General features: G+C 68.5%; 18 protein-coding genes and 1 pseudogene. 11 read left to right on the top strand and 8 right to left on the bottom strand.

The genetic code is table 11. The features are described from left to right. Together J0695_RS30725 and J0695_RS30720 are read right to left on the bottom strand one after the other, a co-directional pair. Positions 1-355, bottom strand: a pseudogene (locus tag J0695_RS30725) (helix-turn-helix domain-containing protein); the annotation flags it as partial. Between the two features lie 296 nt (positions 356-651). Continuing rightward, the gene (locus J0695_RS30720) at positions 652-1,125 is read right to left on the bottom strand and encodes an ATP-binding protein (protein ID WP_206967564.1); all 474 of its coding nucleotides are present in this window, start codon (positions 1,123-1,125) and stop codon (positions 652-654) included. Positions 1,126-1,283: 158 nt separating this feature from the next. Here J0695_RS30720 and J0695_RS30715 point away from each other — a divergent pair, with 158 nt between their 5' ends. The 3 genes from J0695_RS30715 to J0695_RS45770 are packed head-to-tail and all read left to right on the top strand — an operon-like array spanning position 1,284 to position 2,735. Further along, the gene (locus J0695_RS30715; protein WP_206967561.1) at positions 1,284-2,150 is read left to right on the top strand and encodes a helix-turn-helix domain-containing protein; all 867 of its coding nucleotides are present in this window, start codon (positions 1,284-1,286) and stop codon (positions 2,148-2,150) included. Next, complete coding sequence (locus tag J0695_RS30710; protein ID WP_206967559.1) at positions 2,147-2,356, top strand: DUF397 domain-containing protein; 210 nt, start codon at positions 2,147-2,149, stop codon at positions 2,354-2,356. The genes J0695_RS30715 and J0695_RS30710 overlap by 4 nt, the downstream gene beginning before the upstream one ends. Then, positions 2,265-2,735, top strand: a complete 471-nt coding sequence (locus J0695_RS45770; protein ID WP_372445846.1) for a DUF397 domain-containing protein — start codon at positions 2,265-2,267, stop codon at positions 2,733-2,735. The genes J0695_RS30710 and J0695_RS45770 overlap by 92 nt, the downstream gene beginning before the upstream one ends. Here the strand turns inward: J0695_RS45770 and J0695_RS30700 are convergent. Next, positions 2,675-2,926 (bottom strand): type II toxin-antitoxin system RelE family toxin, encoded by a 252-nt coding sequence (locus J0695_RS30700; RefSeq protein ID WP_206967555.1) that lies wholly within the window; start codon positions 2,924-2,926, stop codon positions 2,675-2,677. The two genes, J0695_RS45770 and J0695_RS30700, sit on opposite strands and share 61 nt — an antisense overlap. After that, complete coding sequence (locus J0695_RS30695; protein WP_206967553.1) at positions 2,927-3,175, bottom strand: type II toxin-antitoxin system Phd/YefM family antitoxin; 249 nt, start codon at positions 3,173-3,175, stop codon at positions 2,927-2,929. It lies immediately after the preceding gene. A gap of 122 nt (positions 3,176-3,297) precedes the next feature. On the opposite strand from J0695_RS30695, the gene J0695_RS30690 reads away from it, so the two are divergent. Further along, the gene (locus tag J0695_RS30690) at positions 3,298-3,678 is read left to right on the top strand and encodes a VOC family protein (protein ID WP_206967551.1); all 381 of its coding nucleotides are present in this window, start codon (positions 3,298-3,300) and stop codon (positions 3,676-3,678) included. 57 nt (positions 3,679-3,735) lie between these two features. On the opposite strand, the gene J0695_RS30685 is transcribed toward J0695_RS30690, so the two are convergent. From J0695_RS30685 to J0695_RS30670, 4 genes are all read right to left on the bottom strand, one after another. Continuing rightward, a complete protein-coding gene (locus J0695_RS30685; RefSeq protein ID WP_206967549.1) occupies positions 3,736-4,620 on the bottom strand; it encodes an aldehyde dehydrogenase family protein in 885 nt (294 codons plus the stop codon). After that, a complete protein-coding gene (locus J0695_RS30680) occupies positions 4,613-6,064 on the bottom strand; it encodes an aldehyde dehydrogenase family protein (protein WP_206967546.1) in 1,452 nt (483 codons plus the stop codon). Before J0695_RS30680 ends, J0695_RS30685 begins: the two co-directional genes overlap by 8 nt. A gap of 5 nt (positions 6,065-6,069) precedes the next feature. Continuing rightward, on the bottom strand, positions 6,070-7,017 hold the full coding sequence (gene deoC / locus J0695_RS30675) for a deoxyribose-phosphate aldolase (protein ID WP_206967545.1): 948 nt from the start codon (positions 7,015-7,017) through the stop codon (positions 6,070-6,072). A 73-nt stretch (positions 7,018-7,090) separates the two neighbouring features. Further along, positions 7,091-7,726 carry a PH domain-containing protein gene (locus tag J0695_RS30670; RefSeq protein ID WP_206967543.1) on the bottom strand — a complete coding sequence of 212 codons (636 nt, stop codon included), beginning with the start codon at positions 7,724-7,726 and terminating at the stop codon, positions 7,091-7,093. 191 nt (positions 7,727-7,917) lie between these two features. Here J0695_RS30670 and J0695_RS30665 point away from each other — a divergent pair, with 191 nt between their 5' ends. The 7 genes from J0695_RS30665 to J0695_RS30635 form a co-directional block, all read left to right on the top strand. Then, positions 7,918-8,316: a hypothetical protein gene (locus J0695_RS30665; RefSeq protein ID WP_206967541.1), complete on the top strand. Its 399-nt coding sequence runs from the start codon at positions 7,918-7,920 to the stop codon at positions 8,314-8,316. 94 nt (positions 8,317-8,410) lie between these two features. Next, entirely contained in the window at positions 8,411-9,436 is a 1,026-nt protein-coding gene (pstC, locus tag J0695_RS30660) for a phosphate ABC transporter permease subunit PstC (RefSeq protein ID WP_206967539.1), read from the top strand. A gap of 12 nt (positions 9,437-9,448) precedes the next feature. Beyond that, positions 9,449-10,678 (top strand): phosphate ABC transporter permease PstA, encoded by a 1,230-nt coding sequence (gene pstA, locus J0695_RS30655; RefSeq protein ID WP_206967537.1) that lies wholly within the window; start codon positions 9,449-9,451, stop codon positions 10,676-10,678. Beyond that, positions 10,675-12,351 (top strand): phosphate ABC transporter substrate-binding protein PstS, encoded by a 1,677-nt coding sequence (locus tag J0695_RS30650; RefSeq protein WP_206967535.1) that lies wholly within the window; start codon positions 10,675-10,677, stop codon positions 12,349-12,351. Before pstA ends, J0695_RS30650 begins: the two co-directional genes overlap by 4 nt. Then, positions 12,348-14,795: a hypothetical protein gene (locus tag J0695_RS30645; protein ID WP_206967533.1), complete on the top strand. Its 2,448-nt coding sequence runs from the start codon at positions 12,348-12,350 to the stop codon at positions 14,793-14,795. The genes J0695_RS30650 and J0695_RS30645 overlap by 4 nt, the downstream gene beginning before the upstream one ends. Positions 14,796-15,031: 236 nt before the next feature. After that, positions 15,032-16,018 (top strand): type 2 periplasmic-binding domain-containing protein, encoded by a 987-nt coding sequence (locus tag J0695_RS30640; RefSeq protein WP_206967531.1) that lies wholly within the window; start codon positions 15,032-15,034, stop codon positions 16,016-16,018. Between the two features lie 106 nt (positions 16,019-16,124). Next, on the top strand, positions 16,125-16,978 hold an 854-nt coding region (locus J0695_RS30635), incomplete at its 3' end, for a hypothetical protein (RefSeq protein WP_206967529.1).

The raw sequence follows: 16,978 nt of genomic DNA, 5'->3' as shown, positions 1-16,978 counted from the left end.
CCTCGGGGGCCGGAGTGGCGGGGGCGCTCGGCGTGTGGCTGGAGGCGGCCTCTCGGGCTCGGCGGGCGCGGGTGGCGGCGGGGTTGTTGTAGGAGTACGTCAGCGTGACCCACTTGCCTCCGGTCTGCTGCCGTACGCGCTCCAGATATCCGTGCGCCTCCAGCTCACGCAGGGCGGATGCGACGCGGGCCCGGCCCTCGGGGAACTTCGCGGCCAGCGTGCGGATGTCGACGGGGGAGCCGTCGGGCAGGGACAGGATGTGGGTGGCGAGTCCGATCGCGGTCAGGGACATCTCGCCGTGCTGGCTGAGATGGTCTCCGACGATGGTGAAACCGGGGTCCTGGAATTCGGTCAACTTCGCGACACCTCGCGGGGAGTGGCGAACCACGTACTGGGCGGACGGGGGCGCATTAAGCTGCGTAACAGCCATCGGGAAGCTCTTTTCTTCCTCGGGTGGTCAGGCCCTCGCTGTGGGATTGCACTCCCTGCGGGGGCCGCCTCATGTTCTGGGACAGGTCGTCGAGGGCGACTTTGCACTTTGCGTCAAGGCGAACGCCAGCCTTCCGGTGAAGGATCACTCGTGTGGGTTACGCGGGGGGTCCTGATGTTCGAACGGCGGGGCGTGGCTTGGTAGTTGGTTCTGGTTTTTGGTTATGGGTTTTTATCGCCGCCGACGCCGGAGCCTGTGTTGCGGGCTTCCGGGGATGACCTGGGCAGATCGAGCTCGGCCCAGACGGTCTTGCGGGGGGTGGGGCCCAGGCTGACGCCCCACCGGTCGGCCAACGCCTCGACGAGGAGGAGCCCGCGCCCCGACTCGGCGGCTCCCGGGGGTGGTTGGGGTGCGGGGAGCCGGTCGCCCCGCGAGTCCGTCACCTCGATCAGGAGCGTGCGGTGGGCGGTCCGGGTGAGGTCGAGGCGGAAGTCCCGGCCCGGTACGCGGCCGTGCGTGGCGGCGTTCACCGCGAGTTCCGCCACGACGTGGGCGGCGGATTCGGTGGGGAGCCCCCAGGCGCGGAACTGCTCGGTGGCGAGCAGCCGGGCGAGGCGCGCGCCGCGACGGGTGGAGGAGAGGCGGATGGTGAACTCCCGGACGGAGGCAAGGGGTTCGGCGGTTTCGTGAGCCATGTCACTCAGCGTGGCGGGGGTCTCGATCCGTGAACAGCGATGTCGTGGTTGCGTACGGTGACTGTCCGGGGCCTGTCCGGTGCTGTCCGGGTTGTCGGCCGTTGCGGCGCGGGAAATGGCGCGTTGAGGATGATCGGCACGTCGGAGGTGGGCGCGGGATGAACAGCGTGGGCGGCGAGAGTACGGGTACGGACGAGCCCGGCTGGGAGGTGGACCCGGACGACGAGCAGGGCGTGGCGGTGGTCGCGGCCGTGGGGCGGCAGCTGAAGCTCTGGCGCGAGGCGGCGGGGATGCGGGCTGCGGAGTTCGGGGCGGCGCTCGGGTACGGGGAGGACCTGGTCTACAAGGTCGAGGGCGGAAAGCGGATTCCCAGGCCGGAGTACTTGGAGCGGGCAGACGAACTGCTGGGCGCGGGCGGGAAGATCGCGGCGATGGCGGCGGACGTGGCGGCGGTTCGGTACCCGAAGAAAGTGCGGGAGCTGGCGAAGCTGGAGGAGCGGGCGGTGGAGGTGGCGCTGTACAGCAACCACAACATTCACGGCCTGTTGCAGACGAGCGAGTACGCGCAGGCGTTGCTCGGGACGCGACGGCCGTCACTGTCGCAGGACGACATTGAGCGAGCAGTGGCCGCCCGTATGGCCCGACGGGCCATCTTCGAGCGGGACCCCGCTCCTGAACTCAGCTTCGTACAGGAAGAAGTGACGCTGCGGCGGCCCATCGGAGGGTCGATGGTGCTGCGTCACCAGCTGGAACACCTTCTGGAACTCCGCCAGTTGCGAAATGTCGAAATCCAGGTGATGCCGACGAAGCACGAGGGGCATCCTGGGACGGGTGGACTGATCGAGGTCCTGAAATTCGGCGACGGTTCGGCGGTAGGGCGCTCCGACGGTGCGTTCAGCGGCCGTCCAGTCACTGACCCGAGGCAACTCCGGATCCTTGAACTGCGGTATGCCATCATCCGGGCCGAGGCTCTCACGTCGCGGGAGTCGCTGGCCTTCATCGAGCAAGTGCTGGGAGAGACATGATCCACAACTCCTCTGTCGGGGACGCATCCGAGCTGGAGTGGTTCAAGAGCAGCTTCAGCAGCAGCAGCGAACCCAGCGACTGCGTCGAGGTGGCGTCCGCCCCCGACATGGTCCATGTCCGTGACTCCAAGAATGCCGAGGGCCCCCGCTTTGCCGTCGGCCGCGAGGCGTGGGCGGGTTTCGTCACGTACGCAGCGGAGATCTGAGACCGGCCTTCATCGAGTAACTGTTGGGGGAGACATGATCCGCACGACCTGTGCCGGAGACGGTTCCGGGCTGGAGTGGTTCAAGAGCAGCGACGGTAACGAAGGCGACTGCGTCGAGATTGCTACGCCCCCCGGCGCGGTCCACGTCCGCGACTCCAAGAACGCCGACGGGCCCCGCTTTGCCGTCGGCCGCGAGGCGTGGGCGGGCTTCGTCGCGTACGCGCCTCCGGCCCTACACCGCGAAAAGCCCCGCTTCCTCTTGATGGAGACGGAGCGGGGCTTCCGGGATTTGGCGACTGACGGCCTGGGGTGCTGCTGTCAGGTGGTGCGGCCGAGCTGGGTGACAAGGATGCGGATGACGTCCTCGTCGATGAGGTAGAGAACTCGATAGTCACCAACGTGGAGACGGCGCACGTCGGCTGATCCGTAGGGGGTCGATTCGATGGGGCGGGGCTGTGTGGCCAGCAGATCCACGGCCTCATAGAGGGCGGAGAGTCCCACTGGATCGTCCTTGAGGAAGCGCACGGCCTCATGTGTGGCGCGGGGCTCCCAGATGATTTCGTAGGTCACTTAGCGGAGCCCCAGCATCCTGCCGACTTCCTCATGCGGGATTCCCGGTTCCAGGGTCCCGAGTGCCTTCTTCAGCTTGTACTCGGTCAGCGCCAGCGCGTCCTCGAGTTCCTCGATTGCTTGGGGTGACACAAGGAGCGCTGCGACGTGTCCGTGGTCGGTGAGGGCGATGGTCTCGTGTGAGTGGGCCGCGCGGCGCACTAGGTCGCCGAGTTGAGACCGGGCGGCACTGATAGCAATCTGAGCCATGCCCACATGATGCCACAAGATTAATCTAGTGAGCAATTGTTGGAGGTGTGGGCCATTGAAGAGCCTCGCTGGCCGTCTCGGGGGAAGACTGACAACCCAGCCTCGCGAAGGGAACCGCAGTCATGGACTTCCGCCTCGAACTGATCCCGCTTCCGGTCGCCGACGTCGACCGGGCCAAGGCCTTCTACGCCGACCAGCTCGGCTTCAAAGTCGACCTCGACTTCAGTCCGAGCGACGCCTTCCGCGTCGTCCAGCTGACCCCGCCCGGGTCCGCCTGCTCGATCGCCATCGGGGTCGGCGTCGTCGGCACCACCCCCGGTGCCGTCCAGGGGCTGCACCTCGTCGTCGACGACATCCACGCCGCCCGCGCGGAACTGGTCGGGCGCGGAGTCGACGTCGCCGAGGTGGTGGACATGAGCGCGCCGGGCAAGCCCGCCGTCTCCTACGCGGCCTTCACCGACCCCGACGGCAACGGCTGGACCTTGCAGAAACTCCCTTACTGACATGGCAAAGGGCCCCGCTCACCCTGGACGGAGGATGAGCGGGGCCCTTGCGGAGCCTCAGTACGAGGAGCCCGACGCGCCCAGCGAGCCCGTCGGGTGCCAGACCGTCTTCGTCTCCAGGAACGCCGTCAGGCGGTGCGTGCCCGGGTCTGCCGTGAAGTCCACGGGGCGGGGGCGGTAGACCCGCTTGAGGTTGTCCGCCGCCGCGATCTCCAGGTCGCGGGCCAGATCGGTGTCCGCGCCCGTCAGGTCGATCGCATTGACGTCCTGGTGGGACGCGAGCGACGGGGTGATCTCCGCCGTCTTGCCGGAGAGGATGTTGACCACGCCTCCCGGGAGGTCGGAGGTCGCGAGGACCTCGCCCAGGGACAGCGCCGGAAGCGGGGACTTCTCCGAAGCCACCACTACCGCCGTGTTGCCCGTCGCGATGACCGGAGCGATCACCGAGATCAGGCCCAGGAAGGAGGACTCCTGGGGGGCGACCACCGTGACCACGCCGGTCGGTTCCGGGGTGGAGAGATTGAAGAATGGGCCCGCCACCGGGTTGGCCCCGCCCGCGAGTTGGGCGATCTTGTCGGTCCAGCCCGCGTACCAGACCCAGCGGTCGATCGCCGCGTCCACGACGACGGCGGCCTTCGACTTCGAGAGGCCCTCCGCTTCCGACACCTCGCGTACGAACTGGTCCTTGCGGCCCTCCAGCATCTCCGCGATGCGGTAGAGGATCTGGCCCCGGTTGTACGCCGTCGCGTTCGACCAGCCGCCGAACGCCTTGCGCGCGGCGACGACCGCGTCACGGGCGTCCTTGCGGGAGGAAAGGGGCGCGTTCGCCAGCCAGTTGGACTTGCTGTCGGTCACCTCGTACACCCGGCCGCTCTCGCTCCGGGGGAACTTGCCCCCCACGTACAGCTTGTAGGTCTTGAACACAGACAGTCGCTCAGACATCGAGGTACGCCTCCAGGCCGTGGCGGCCGCCTTCGCGACCGTAGCCCGATTCCTTGTAGCCGCCGAACGGCGAGGTCGGGTCGAACTTGTTGAACGTGTTGGCCCAGACGACGCCCGCCCGGAGCTTGCCCGCGACCGCGAGGATCCGCGAGCCCTTCTCCGTCCAGATGCCGGCGGACAGGCCGTACTGGCTGTTGTTCGCCTTGGCGACCGCTTCCTCCGGAGTACGGAAGGAGAGCACCGAAAGCACCGGGCCGAAGATCTCGTCGCGCGCCACCGTGTGCGCCTGCGTGACACCCGTGAAGAGGGTGGGCCTGAACCAGTAGCCCGACGTGGGAAGTTCGCACTCCGGCGACCAGCGCTCCGCGCCCTCCGCCTCGCCCGTCTCGGCGAGCGCGGTGATGCGGGCCAGCTGCTCGGCCGAGTTGATCGCGCCGATGTCCGTGTTCTTGTCGAGCGGGTCGCCCAGGCGGAGAGTCGAGAGGCGGCGCTTCAACGCATCCAGCACCTCGTCCTGGATCGACTCCTGGACCAGCAGGCGCGAGCCCGCGCAGCAGACCTGGCCCTGGTTGAAGAAGATGCCGGTGACGATGCCCTCGACGGCCTGGTCGATCGGGGCGTCGTCGAAGACGATGTTCGCGCCCTTGCCGCCCAGCTCCAGGGTGACCTTCTTGTGCGTTCCCGCCACCTGGCGGGCGATCGCCTTGCCGACGGCCGTCGAGCCCGTGAAGGCGACCTTGTTCACGTCCGGGTGCTCGGTCAGCGCCGCGCCCGCGTCCCCGTAACCGGGGAGGATGTTGACGACGCCCTTGGGAAGACCCGCCTGGCGGCAGATGTCCGCGAAGAAGAGAGCCGACAGCGGGGTCGTCTCGGCCGGCTTCAGGACGACCGTGTTGCCCGTCGCCAGCGCCGGGGCGATTTTCCACGCCAGCATCAGGAGCGGGAAGTTCCACGGGATGACCTGACCGGCCACGCCCAGCGGCTTCGGGTCGGATCCGTAACCGGCGTGCGAGAGCTTGTCCGCCCAGCCCGCGTAGTAGAAGAAGTGCGCGGCGACCAGCGGGAGGTCCGCGTCGCGCGTCTCCTTGATCGGCTTGCCGTTGTCCAGCGTCTCCAGGACGGCCAGTTCGCGGCTGCGCTCCTGGATGATCCGGGCGATACGGAAGAGGTACTTGGCGCGCTCGGAGCCGGGCAGCGCCGACCACTTCTCGAACGCCCTGCGTGCTGCCTTCACCGCGCGGTCCACGTCCGCCGCGCCCGCCTGGGCGACCTCGGAGAGGACCTCCTCCGTCGACGGGGAGACCGTCTTGAAGACCTTGCCGTCCGCCGCCTCGACGAACTCGCCGTCGATGAACAGGCCGTACGACGGCGCGATGTCGACTACCGACCGCGACTCGGGCGCCGGTGCGTACTCGAATGCAGCTGTGTTGAATTCCTTGGGCATGGTGATCAGTCCACCGTCACGTAGTCGGGACCGGAGTACCGGCCGGTGCTGAGCTTCTGCCGCTGCATCAGCAGGTCGTTCAGCAGCGAGGAGGCGCCGAAGCGGAACCAGTGGTTGTCCAGCCAGTCCGCGCCGGCCGTCTCGTTGACCAGCACCAGGAACTTGATCGCTTCCTTGGTGTTGCGGATGCCGCCCGCGGGCTTCACGCCCACCTGGATGCCGGTCTGCGCACGGAAGTCGCGCACCGCCTCCAGCATGAGGAGCGTGTTGGCGGGGGTCGCGTTGACCGCGACCTTGCCCGTCGAGGTCTTGATGAAGTCCGCGCCGGCCATCATGCCGATCCAGGAGGCGCGGCGGATGTTGTCGTACGTGGAGAGCTCGCCGGTCTCGAAGATGACCTTGAGTCGAGCCGTCCCACACTCCGCCTTCACGGCCGTGATCAGCTCGTACGTCTCCAGGTAGCGCCCCGCGAGGAACGCCCCGCGGTCGATCACCATGTCGATCTCGTCGGCGCCCGCTGCCACCGCGTCGCGCACGTCCGCGAGCTTGACCGGGAGGGCCGCGCGGCCCGAGGGGAAGGCCGTGGCGACGGAGGCGACCTTGACGTCGGCCCCGCCGAGCGCCGCCTTCGCCGTCGCCACCATGTCGGGGTAGACACAGACCGCGGCCGTCGTGGGCGTCGTGCGGTCGGTCGGGTCGGGGTGGACGGCCTTCGCGGAGAGCGCCCGGACCTTGCCCGGGGTGTCCGCGCCTTCGAGGGTCGTCAGGTCGATCATCGAGATGGCCAGATCGATGGCATAGGCCTTCGATGTGGTCTTGATCGACCGGGTGCCGAGGGCGGCGGCGCGTGCTTCGAGGCCCACGGCGTCAACGCCGGGGAGGCCGTGCAGGAAGCGGCGCAGCGCACCGTCGGACGCGGTGGCGTCTACGAATGCGTGTGCAGTACTGGGCATGGTCACCAGAGCAGCATATCTACGCGCGTAGCTACCTGTACAGGGGCAGGGTGGATCTGCACCTGTGAGCGATTTAACCCATGGCGAACACGACGATCAGCAGAATCGCTCCTGCGATGGCCGGCGCCATGATCTCGTACGCCCAGCGCACCGTCGGGGTGCCCTGCGCCTCGGGCCGCGGTGCGTTGAGCGCGGCGAGCTCGCGCAGGTCGGCGATGGTCTGGTCGGCCGGGGCCCGTCCGGGCTGCCCGGCGCCGCCGCGCGCCGCCGCGGACGAGGAGATGCGGCCGTACGGGTCGTCGGACGCCTTGGCGGCCCGGGAATTGCGGTTGGCGACGCGCTTGCGGCTGCGCAGCGACACCGGCACGGACCACAGCTGGTACTTCTTGCCGCCGGCGAAGATCTCGCTCGAGTACGACGCCCTGACGTCCTCGACGGCGGCCCAGGGGATCGTGATCGTACGGAAGGGATTGCGGACCCGGAGCAGCCCGGTGCCCGCGTACACGGCGGGCCTCAGCGTGAAGGCGACCACCAGCGGGACCGCGCACAGCAGGGCCGCCAGTGCGCGCCACGGGGTGTTGCCCTCGCCGCGCAGCACCGCGTCGCCGCCGAGCCACAGGGCGAGCACGAGCAGCAGGATGCCGCCCACGAATGCGGCGGGTGACCTGAAGACGCGGTCGGCGTAGGTGGTCTGCGGCTCTGTGCTCATGTACTCGATTCTGCCTGATGTACCCGCGGGCGGGTCACCCCCCGGACTCCGGATGTACCGGGGGATGCCGAAGGGCAACATCCGGATGAAGCGTGTGACGTGCATTTGGTTTAGTCCCCAACTGTCACGCGCGTCTCAATAGGTTGCTCATGCCGCCTCCGCCGACGGAGGTGGCGGGGGGTGGGGACGCAATGAGACAGCCTGCGGACGAGGGCAGCAGAGTGGGCAGACCGGTCGAGACGGGGATGCGCTGCCAGATCGACATCGATGTCGACGGGGGGTTCGGCTGGCGGCTGATCGCACAGAACGGACGGGTGGTGGGCATATCGACCCTCCCGTACGACGACTACGGGGAGTGTCGCACCGCATTCGAAAAGCTCTGTGCGGACCAGTCCGGCGTCGCCGGCGGGGTGCACCACAGCGCAGAGGTCGGCAGCGGGTGGGTCTGGCAGCTGCGGGCGCGGGACGGGACGCGGGTGGCGGCCTCGGCGCGTACGTACGAGAGGCACTCGACGTGCCGGGCCGCGCTCGACCGGTTCCGGCAGCTGTTGGGTGAACTCGACGGTGTGGGACCGGAGTTCTGGGCCTAGGCGGGGCCCCGGGTGAACGGAAGTTGCCCCTTGGGCACACCTTGTTCACACCTCGGTGCGCGCACGTAAATCGCGCCCCAGGAGCGTCGCCGGTGTGACGACACGAACCGAAGCCGACACCGAAGCCGGGGAGCGCGCCGGGCCTCCCGAGGTGCCGAGACGGCTGTACGCCGATCCAGGCCTCCCCGACCGCGTCTTCCGCGGGGTCGCCCGCTCGGGCGGGGGCCTGGTGCTCGCCGTGATGCTGCTGGTGGGCGGATTCCTGCTCTACCGGGCCTGGCAGGCGCTGTCGAAGGCAGGGTGGTCGTTCCTGACGACCGAGACCTGGGAACCGGACGCCGGGCGGTTCGGCATCGCGGCGGTGATCGTCGGGACGGTTCTCATCGCGCTGGTCGCGATCATGGTCGCCGTACCGCTGGCGGTGGGCGGGGCGCTCTACATCTCGGAGTACGCGCCCGCCCGCATCCGGCAGACCCTCATCAGCGTCGTCGACCTGATGGCGGCGGTGCCGTCCGTGGTCTACGGGCTCTGGGGGCTGTTCTTCTTCACGAGCCATGTGGCGGGCACGGCGCGCTGGATCTCCACGTACTTCGGCTGGATCCCGGTCTTCTCGGTGCAGGGCGCGGATCCCGACGACCCGCTCGTCAACGCGACCGTCTATGCCTCGTCGACGCTCATCGCCGGCATGGTGGTCGCCCTGATGGTCGCCCCCATCGTCTGCTCGGTGATGCGCGAGGTCTTCTCGCAGGCACCGGTGGGGGAGCGGGAAGGCGCGTACGCGCTGGGCGCCACCCGCTGGGGCATGATCCGCAGCGTCGTCCTGCCGTTCGGCAAGGGCGGCATGATCGGCGGGACGATGCTCGGGCTCGGGCGGGCGCTGGGCGAGACCATCGGGGTCTATCTGGTCATCTCGCCGATCTTCGCCGTCCAGTGGCACGTCCTGCAGAGCGGGACGAGTTCCATCTCTTCGCTGATCGCCCTGCGGTACGGCGAGGCGAGCGAGTTCGGCATGTCAGCGCTGATGGCCGCCGGCCTCGCGCTCTTCCTGATGACGCTGGTCGTGAACTTCGCGGCGTCGTCGATCGTCGCCCGGAGCCGGTCGGGTGCGTCCAGTGAGTGAGGCGACCCCGCTATGACCACGACTCCCGTACGGCCGAAGCCGCGCACCGTACTGCCCGCCGGGCTCCCGCGCCCGGACAGTGCCGAGGTGGGCGAGCGGCGCCGCGTGCTCGTCCTGCGACGCGCATCCGACGTCTGGGCGCTGCTGGGGGCGGCCGCCGCGTCGATCAGCATCACCACGCTGCTCTTCACCCGGCTGCTGCCGCTCAGCGGGGCGGTCGGCTTCTGGGTGCTGGCCTACCTTCTCTTCCTCGGTCTTTACGCGCTGCTCGTCTCCTTCGACGAGTCGGGGCCCGCCGTCCGCGACAAGGTCGCCGCGGTCGTCGTACAGAGCCTGGGACTGATCACCGTCGTCGCGCTCGTCTTCGTCGTGGTCTACGCCGTGTTCGAGGGGCGCGAGGCGCTGCCGCACCTGAACTTCTACCACCAGGACATGCAGGCGGCGGGCCCACTCGACCCGCTCTCCAAGGGCGGCATCCTGCACGCCATCGTCGGCACGCTGGAGCAGATCACACTCGCGCTCGCCTTCACGGTCCCGGCGGGTCTTGTCTGCGCGGTCTTCCTCACCGAAGTGCCCGGCAGGTTCGCCCGGTTCGTACGGACCGTCGTCGAGGCGATGACCGCACTGCCCTCGATCGTCGCGGGCCTTTTCATCTACGCGACCTTCATTCTCACCTTCGGCTTCCAGCGCTCCGGGTTCGCGGCGTCGCTCGCGCTGTCCGTGATGATGCTGCCGATCATCATCCGTGCCTCCGACGTCGTCATCCGCCTCGTGCCGGGGACGCTGCGCGAGGCCTCGTACGCGCTCGGCACCTCGCGGTGGCGCACGGTGTGGCATGTCGTGCTGCCGACCAGCAGGTCAGGGCTGACGACCGCGGTGATCCTCGGTACGGCGCGCGGCGTGGGGGAGACCTCGCCGGTGCTGCTGACGGCGGGCTTCACGGCCGAGCTCAACGCCAACCCTCTGGAAGGGCCGCAGGTCTCGCTGCCGCTCGCGGTCTTCGAGTTCGTCAAGTCGCCCGAGCCGACGATGATCGCGCGCGGCTTCGGTACGGCGGCCGTGCTGATGGGGCTCGTCCTCTTCCTCTTCATCCTCGCCCGGGTGATCGGCGGGCGCGCACCTGGCCGCCTCACGAAGCGCCAGGAGCACCGCAGGGTGCTCGCTTCGCGCCGCGACGCCGCGCGGTTCCAGGCCAGGGATCACGCCTCCAAGTCCAGTTCCATTCACGGGAGTTCAGAGTGATAAGCAGAGTCGCCGTGCTGCGGCTGGGGGCGGTGCTGGCCGCGATGGTCTGCCTGCTGCTCGCCGTACATCCGCCGGCCGCCTGGTCGGTCTCGTACACGAAGATCAATGGATCGGGTTCGACCTGGAGCTCCAACGCGCTCGACCAGTGGCGGCGCAACGTCTCCTCCAACATCGGTCTGACGATCAACTTCACGGCCAGCGGTTCCTCGGTGGGCCGCCAGGAGTTCAAGGAGGGCGTCTCCGACTTCGGTGTCTCGGAGATCCCGTACGGACTGACCGAGGGCGGCACCGCCGATCCACCGCCGTCCAAGCGCAGTTACGCCTATATGCCGATCGTCGCCGGTGGCACGTCCTTCATGTACAACCTGCGCATCGGCGGCAAGATGGTCACCAATCTGCGGCTCTCCGGTGAGGTCATCACCAAGATCTTCACCGGGAAGATCACCATGTGGAACGCGCCGGAGATCAAGGCCGACAACCCCAAGCTCACCCTCCCGGCCCGCAAGGTCGTCCCCGTGGTCCGCTCCGACGGTTCGGGTACGACCGCGCAGTTCACCACCTGGATGTCCAAGGAGTACGGCTCCCTCTGGAACGACTACTGCCGGCGGGCCGGACGCTCCACGCCCTGCGGGCTGACCTCGTACTACCCGGTGATCCCGGGTTCCGCGACGGTCGCCAAGTCCGGGTCGCTGGGGGTCGCGGGCTCGGTCAAGCAGTCGCAGTTCGAGGGCGCGATCACCTACGTCGAGTACTCGTACGCGATGAAGACCGGCTTCCCCGTCGCCAAGTTGCTCAACAAGTCCGGGTACTACGTCGAGCCGACCGCCTCCAGCGTGGCCGTGGCCCTGCTCCAGGCGAAGATCAACGAGGACAAGAACTCCGCGGACTACCTGACCCAGATCCTGGACGGCGTCTACCACTCGACCGACCGCAGAACCTATCCGCTCTCCAGCTACAGCTACATGATCATCCCGACCTCCACGCAGCTGGGCTTCACCACCGGCAAGGGCAAGTCGCTCGGCACGTTCGCCAACTACTTCCTCTGCGACGGCCAGCAACAGGCGGAGGAGCTCGGCTACTCGCCGCTGCCGGTCAACCTGGTGCAGAAGGGGTTCGACCAGGTCCGCAAGATCCCCGGCGCACCCCTCGCCAACATCAACATCAAGAACTGCCGCAACCCGACGTTCTCGACGGACGGCTCCAACACCCTTGCCAAGAACGCCCCTTACCCCAAGGCCTGCGACAAACAGGGCGCGCAGCAGTGCGCGGACGGGACGGCGGGCGCGAAGGACAAGCCGACCAATGTGGGCGGGTCGTCCGGCGGGTCGGGCACCTCGGGCGGCGGGACCACCGGCGGCAGCGCGAGCGGCGGCAGTGGCACGGCCGGTACGACGGCGGGAGCCGCCGGCGGCTCCACGGCCGGCGGTTCGACCGCGGGCGGCACGACCGGCGCTGTCGACCCCGACACCGGCGAGCAGCTCGGCGCCGGCGGTACGGGCGACACGAGCGTCACCGGCACCCCCGTCAATCTCGCCTCGGCGGACTCCATGGGGCTGCGCGGCGCCCTGATGGCGCTCTCCGCGGCCCTGCTGCTCGGCGTGGTCGTAGGCCCGCCGGTCGCCGCACGTGCGCTGGCCGCGCGTGCCCGTCGTAAGGGAGACGTCCGATGAAGGGCCCCTGGATACGGATCGGCGGCGTACGGCGCCGTACGAGAGCGGGGATCGCGGCGCTGCTCGCGGCCCTGGTGGTCGCCGTACTGCCGCTGCCTTCGGCGCCGCAGGCGCGGGCGGCGACGGCGGAGGACTCGGCGCGGACGGTCTCCGGCGTGAAGGGGAAGTACGACGACTTCTCCAAGCTGAAGGTCACCGTGCATCAGACGGAGAACCTGCGGGCGCAGGGGGTGCGGGTGACGTGGACCGGGGGCAAGGAGACCAAGGGGGCGATGTACACCGACTACCTGCAGATCATGCAGTGTTGGGGCGACGAGCCGTCCGGGCCCGGCAGGGAGCAGTGTGAGTTCGGGGCAAGCATTCAGAACAACATCGGGGGAGACCTCACCGCTTCGCGGAGCCTGACAACCTCCAAGGCCCCCGACCCCGAAGAGACGCAGTATCCGTTCGACGGAGTCAACCCGGCGTTCGTGCCATTCCGTCCCGCCACCGGCGAGCCGGCCACCACGAGCCCTGTGGATCACACGTACTTCAGTTCCATCGACACGAACGAGGAGCCCTACGCGCTGACGCACGCGGACGGAACCGGCGAGGTCACCTTTCTCACCCAGACGGTGCGTGAAGCCGGACACCTGGGATGTGGCGACCCCGTTCGCACCGCGACAACGGTGAAGGGAAAGTCCTGCTGGCTGGTGGTCGTGCCACGAGGTGAGCACGAGCCGGACGGCCGGATCGGTCAGGGTGCCCAGGGCACACTGAATTCCTCCCCGCTGACCACATCCAACTGGGCCCAGCGGCTGGTGTTCCCGCTCGACTTCCTGCCCGTCGGCGACACCTGCCCGGCGGACCGGGCCGAGCGCCGCGTCACCGGATCCGAACTCGTCACCGATGCCATCTCCTCCTGGCAACCGGTCCTCTGCACCACCACTCCCTCGAAATTCACCTTCAGCCAGCGGGGGGAGCAGGCCGCACGAGACCTGATCACCAAGCCCACGGACACCTCCCCGGGCCTCGGCTTCACGGTGGAGCCCGCCGTGCCCGACAAGGGGAGCCCACCGATCATCCACGCACCCGTCGCCGTAAGCGGTATCGCGGTCGCGTTCTTCGTCGAGATACCGGGGGTGGGTCAGCTCAAGGAAATGAAACTGAATGCCCGGCTGGTCGCCAAACTCCTGACGGCTTCTTACTGGGATGACGTGCCCCATGTGTACACGGATCCGAGCCCGCCGGCGCAGATCGCCGGAAATCCCAGAAGTATCTTCCACGACCCGGAGTTCCAGGCGCTCAATCCGCGGTTCGCCACATGGGAGCGCACGGCCTCCGGTCCGATGAGCCTCATGGTGCAGCTGGACAACACGGACACCAACCGGATGGTCTGGCACTGGCTGCAGTCCGACGCAGAGGCGAAGGCCTTCCTCGGGGGGAGGGCGGATCCATGGGGCATGAAGATCAACACGTACTACAAGGGCCTGGCTCTCGGCACGGACGCAACGCGCTCCGACTTCCCCAAGGCGGACCCCTCTGCGATCCCCCTCTCCTTTCAGGGGCAGGACGCGGTGTCGATGACCATCACCGACCTGAGCCCGTACGTCGGGGACATGCATGATGGCGCGCTGCGTACCCGGCGCGGGAACAACCTCAGGACGACCACACCCGCGGATGGCGGTCCTGGCCTTCCCACCAAACTGGCCACCACGCCCACGCTCTCCGGATATCGCATGGTGATGGCCATCACCGACACGGCCTCGGCCGCCCGTTACGGGCTGCAGACCGCCGCCCTGCGCAATGCCTCCGGCACGTATGTCGCTCCCACCTCGGCCTCCCTCCTCACGGCCGTCGGCGAGATGAAGGACTCCAAGGTGGCAGGGGTACTGGCACCGGACCCGGCGCGCGCGAAGGGCAGCGCCTATCCGCTCACCGCGGTCACCTATGCCGCCGCCTCCACGGGTCTCGACAAGTCCGTACGCAAGGAGCTCGCGGGTCTCATCAGGTACGCGGCCGGAGCGGGCCAGGTCGTGGGTTTCCGGCCCGGCCAACTGCCCGACGGCTACGCGCCGCTGACCGCCGGTCTCAAGGCCCGGGCCCGTGCGGCCGCGGACCGGCTGCAGAACGCCGTCGCATCCGGCGGAGACCAGGGCGCAGCGAGCGGCAGTGGCGGAACCCAGGGCTCCGCGGGCGGCGGATCGTCCGCCGGAGCCGCGTCCGGAGGCGGAGTCGGAGGCGCGGGAGGCTCCTCCGCGAACCCGGACACCCACGACTCGGCGTCGCCATCGGCCGGCCCGGCCGACCCCGGCAAGAACAAGCTCGCCGCATCCGGCGGACTGACCCCCGGTGGAGTGCTCGGCGTCATCCGCTGGGTGCTGCTCGGCGTGCTGGTGGCCGGCGGGGTCGCGGCACTTGCAGGGCCGGTGATGCTGCGGCTGTCCGTCAGGAAGACGGCGTAACGCAAAGGGAATTCCCGGCCGTCCAGGTCGGGAATTCCGTTTACCCGAAGCCGGATCCCCTAGGTGGCACCTAGGCAATGCGTGCGTAACCTGATCGGCCGCTGGAGTTGGTGGCTGTAACTGACGCCTTACGGAAAGGTCATTGGTGTCCGGCCGACGGGCCGGTGTGGTCGGAGAATTCGAATTCTGCTTGTGCGTCCATTCCTTGCTGTCCGTATTCACGGAGGAGAACAGAAGTGAACGTCAAGTCCTACGCTCGTATCGGCGCCGTCGCGGGCATCGCCACCCTTGGTCTCGGCCTCCTCACCGGACCGGCCTCTGCCGACCCGGCCAACCTCAACTACACGCTGGCCGGCGTCGGTTCCGACACCACGCAGGACGTCATGAACGCCCTTGCGGCCGACATCGACAGCGGCTCCCTCATCGGCTCGTGGGACGCTCTGGGTTCGGCCAAGATCACGACCCGCGACGGTGGGGCCGAGATCAACCGCCCGAACGGTTCCTCGGCCGGTATCACCGCCCTGAACAACGACATCGACTCGGGCGCCGGAAACCTGGACTTCGCCCGCTCCTCGCGCGGTCCGGCCGACACGGTGACGTCGCAGGACCTGACCTGGATCCCGTACGCCCAGGACGCGGTCAGCTACGCGATCCGCAGCGGCAGCGGTCTGCCGACGAACCTCACCAAGGCTCAGCTGGTCAGCATCTACAAGTGCCAGACCACCTCGCTCAACGGCATCAGCCTCACCCCGCTGCTTCCGCAGGCCGGTTCGGGCACGCGGTCCTTCTTCCTGGGCCAGCTCGGTCTGACCGAGGCCACCGGCGCAAACCCCTTCGGCACCTGCGTGGATGCCACGGTGCAGGAGCACAACGGCGAGGCGCTGGACACCGCCGGTGACATCGCCCCGTACTCCGTCGCCCAGTACTACGCGCAGACCACCGGTGCGCCGGGTGTCGTCGACCGTCACGGTGTCACCGTGCTCGGTTCGGTCGACGGTGTGGCGCCCCGCAACGCCGACTCCACGCTCAACAGCAGCTTCCCCTTCAAGCGCGACGTCTACAACGTCGTCCCGACCAACAAGCTGACCGCCGCCAACATCGCGCGGGCCTTCGTGGGCAGCGGCTCGCAGGTCTGCCTCGACGCCTTCGGCGAGATCACCACCTACGGCTTCGGCACCGCGTCCAACTGCGGTGACTCGACCGGCCTCCGGGGCGAGAACTGATCTTCCTCCGGTAACCCGCACAACGGCCGGGCACCCCAAGGGTGCCCGGCCCCCAGGCGTATCCGACCAGGACCATCCGACAACACCCCGTGGGGGGACGAACCATATGAATCGCCCAGCACCTCTGAGATCGCCCATAGCGCTGCTGACCTGCTGCGCCCTGCTGCTCGGCGCGCTCGCCGCGCTGCTGGCGTTGTCCCCACCCGCGCGGGCCGCCGTGGAACCGGTCGGAAAGTTCTCCTTCGAACCGGGTACGGGGAAGATCACGGACAACCCCCTGGCGAACAAGGTCACGACAACCGCGCCCTGCCCCGCACCCGCCGATCCGGCCAAGCCGTACACCATGGTGCAGCTCTACTTCACCAGCCACTACCTCAACTCCAAGCAGATCCTGGTCGGGAACATGACCGCCGGCGCGCCCTTCACCCAGGCGCCCGTCAGTGAGACCGTTCCGGCGGGCAAGTCCGTCGACACCCTTGCCCGTCTCGGCGCGGCGGCCGGGGCAGCCATCGACGGCGACTACGAGCTCAGGCTGGTCTGCAAGAACACGACAGCCAGCGCGGACGTGTACTTCACGACCACCATCCATGTGGCCGGAGACACCTGGACCGCGGTGGAGGCCAAGCCGACCGCTGTCGCTCTGACCGCCACCCCCGGCTCTGCCGCCCCGGGCTCCCAGATCGTGATCGACGCCTCCGTGACCCCGGCCGACGCCGCCGGCAAGGTGGCTCTCACCGTTACCGCACCCGGGGGAGAGAAGACGGAGCTCGGACCCGTGGAAGTGGCCGCAGGAAAGGCCGCCTTCACCGTTACCGCTCCCGCCACGGCGGGCCAGATGCTTTACGCCGCCGTATTCACCCCGACAGACCCGAACGCCTTCATCACCTCGACAGCTTCGGGCTTCGTGAGTGTCAAGACGCCCTCCAGCCCCAGTCCCAGTCCCTCGGGCTCCACCACCCC

The organism is Streptomyces beijiangensis (assembly GCF_017315755.1).
Classification (GTDB): domain Bacteria; phylum Actinomycetota; class Actinomycetes; order Streptomycetales; family Streptomycetaceae; genus Streptomyces; species Streptomyces beijiangensis.
The sequence above is the reverse complement of the archived record's forward strand: the minus strand, read 5'-3'. Positions and strand labels throughout refer to the sequence as shown.